The sequence below is a fragment of the Nocardia sp. NPDC051570 genome (genome assembly GCF_044454005.1).
Classification (GTDB): domain Bacteria; phylum Actinomycetota; class Actinomycetes; order Mycobacteriales; family Mycobacteriaceae; genus Nocardia.
Window position 1 is genome coordinate 1 of sequence record NZ_JBITDI010000064.1, and the last position, 1,667, is coordinate 1,667.

The 1,667-nt window shown below is 65.4% G+C and carries 1 protein-coding gene; it reads right to left on the bottom strand.

Annotated features, from left to right (window positions below):
• Window positions 1-169: 169 nt before the first annotated feature.
• A complete protein-coding gene (locus ACIA76_RS43695; protein WP_397161482.1) occupies window positions 170-1,549 on the bottom strand; it encodes an IS1380 family transposase in 1,380 nt (459 codons plus the stop codon).
• Window positions 1,550-1,667: the final 118 nt, after the last annotated feature.

The window sequence follows — 1,667 nt, forward strand, 5'->3', positions numbered from 1 at the left end:
CCTCGATCTTGCAGGGCGGTAGCGGCCTGGCTTGATCGGGTTCGGATTGGTTTTTCGATGGTATCCGGGTCGTCGGGTATGGCGGGGCGACCCGTGTCCGCGGGTTGGCTGCCGGGTTCCACGGTCCCGGGTGGTCCTTTCATTGGTTGACGGTGCGGGTTTGTGCTGGTCAGGTGTCGTTCAGTTGGGTGATGGCGGTGAGGACCAGACCGGTCCAGGGTGCGTGTCGGGGTAGGTGTAGCTGTGTTCTGCGGGCGTGGCGTGCGATCTTGCCGGGCATCGAGAACAGGAGCAGGCGAAGCGTTTTCGGTTCCCAGCGGCGTGCGTTGTGACCGTGCAGTGCCAGCATCTGCATCCATGCGGTCAGCTCCAGGGCCAGCTGCACGAGGGCGATCCAGATGCGGTTGGCATCGAAGCTGTGGAACGGAAGATTGCGCAGCCCAGTATCTTTCGCGTTGCGGATGCGGTCCTCGCAGCGAGCGCGGGTGCGGTGGCGCAGTTCCAGGTCGGCGAGTTGGCCTTTGCAGGTGTTGGTGGCGAACGCGGTCAATCGCAGCCCGTCGCGGTCGGTGAACCGCAGTTGCGCGCCGGGGTGCGGGCGCTCCTTGCGGACGATGACCCGCATCCCGGGCGGCCACCCGGACAGGTCCAGTAGTCCGGTGATCTCGGCGACCCAAGCTCCGTCGCGGACGTTGCCGTCAGCGTCGTAGGCAGGGGTCCATGCCTTGTTGGGCACCAGATCAACTGCGGCGGCGGAGGTTTCGGTGAGCCCGAACCCGACCGAATATTGCAGGCGACGCTTGTGCAGGTAGGCGACGAATTCGTGGGTGCCGCCGCCGGAATCGGTGCGGATCAGTACTTTCCTGCCGACGCGGTAACCGGGCCGCCACGGCAACTGATCGAGGGCCTGGGCCAGGACCTGCTTGTGGTCGACGGCGGTGTTGGCGCCAGCGTTTCCCGGTCGAAGCATCATCACCAGCGGCTCCCCGGTGCCCTCGGTGCCGTGGTCGACGAACGCGCATAACGGGTGGAATCCATACCCACGCTTGAACGTTGGCGCAGCCGACTGTTTGTCGCTGTGGGAGTCGAGCAGTGTCGCGTCCAGATCGAGGGTCAGCGGATGCTCGGCGTCGATCCCGTGCGCCGGAGCCGAGGTGCCGGCGAGTTTCCACGCGGCCGCCCGAGCGTCGGCCCTCACCGAGGCGACGGCGGCCAACACTTTCGCCGCATCATCGGCCAACGTCGCGACCAGCCGCGACACCGTGGAGTCCGACGCCACCACACCGAACACGCCCGGCTCGGCCCGCAGCACCGCCACATCCGCGGCGCAGTCACCCCCGAGGGCGACCGCGATCGCCAGGTCCAACACGATCTTTCCCGGATTGTGCGTGGCCAACCGCTTGCCCCACGGCGCCAGCGCCGCCGACAAACCCCTGATCAACCCGACCTTCTCTGCCGTGCGCGACAGCAACACCGCCCCGGCCTGCGACACCACACCAGAACCATCCCCGTCGACACTCAGCAACGGATACCACGTAGACTTGCCCACCAGAAAGGTGCTCCCGAACTGCTTGATTTCGATCCTAGACAAATCGAATTATCGCAGCTCAGAGCACCTTTCGCCATTTCAGCGACCAGTTGTCACCAATTACAATGAATGGCCGAGG